Annotated in this window: 2 protein-coding genes; both read left to right on the forward strand. The window is 66.2% G+C overall.

What is annotated here, in order from left to right; translation table 11 throughout:
- Nucleotides 1-222: 222 nt before the first annotated feature.
- Nucleotides 223-381, forward strand: coding sequence for a hypothetical protein (locus tag AC1DU6_RS33435; RefSeq protein ID WP_457321531.1), 159 nt, complete (start codon nucleotides 223-225; stop codon nucleotides 379-381).
- Nucleotides 378-773 (forward strand): PIN domain-containing protein, encoded by a 396-nt coding sequence (locus AC1DU6_RS33440; RefSeq protein ID WP_457321529.1) that lies wholly within the window; start codon nucleotides 378-380, stop codon nucleotides 771-773. The genes AC1DU6_RS33435 and AC1DU6_RS33440 overlap by 4 nt, the downstream gene beginning before the upstream one ends.
- The last annotated feature ends 79 nt before the right edge of the window (nucleotides 774-852 follow it).

Genomic DNA, 852 nt, shown 5'->3' on the forward strand with positions numbered 1-852 from the left:
CTCTGCCCCAGGACCTGACCTTCGCGTTGCTGAAGGACATCGGCTGGTAGGCCGCACTTCACTGGGACCGACTCAGGGGCGCGGAGAAATCCGAACTCACACGCACGGCAGCGCCGCGCCTTCCCGTCGCGCTTCACCGAAGGCCTGCCGTGGGCCCACCTGGACATCGCCGGCACGGCCTCCGGCAGCGCCGCCGACCGCGTCGCCGCGGACTTTGAGCTGATGGCGGACGACACCATCACCGTGCGCGCCATCAAGCCCAATGCGCTGCGCTTGCGCGGGCAGTTGAAGTCGCCCCACGCTGCGCCGCTGTCGGTGGAAGAAATGGACGCCGGCATCGCCGCACAGCTGCGAGGCAAGCACACCAAGGCCAAACGGTGATCGGGCTCGACACCAAGGTGCTGTTGCGCCTGTGGCTGAACGATGACACGGCACAGGCGCCACGCGTCGAGGCCCTGCTGAGTGAACACGGTCAAGGGATAGGCTCACTGCTCGTGACCGATGTGGTGCTGGCCGAGGCGCTGTGGGTTCTGGCGTCGGCCTATGAGCAGAACAAGGTCGCCCAGCTTGCGGCCGTGCACAGCCTGTTGGACGAGCCCGCGTTTTGCTTCGAGGACCGCGATGCGGTCGCGGTGGCGGCCGACCTGTTCGCGAAAGCGTCGTGCGGGTTCTCGGACTGCCTGATTGCGGCCCAGCACCAGCAGCTGGGCTGCGAATTCACGGCAACGTTCGACCGGCGGATGGCGAAGTTGCCAGAGGTGCGGGTTATTTGAAGCGGGTGGCGGCGAACAAAACGCCGGGTCCTGCACTCCTGAATAGTGCGTTGTCGGTACAGAGGGTCGGTGTGGTTGC

The sequence above is a fragment of the Roseateles sp. P5_B10 genome (assembly GCF_056400485.1).

Coding starts and splice junctions, on each gene's coding strand:
- AC1DU6_RS33435 (WP_457321531.1), top strand. CDS start 223: ATGGCGGACGACACCATCACCGTGCGCGCCATCAAGCCCAATGCGCTG.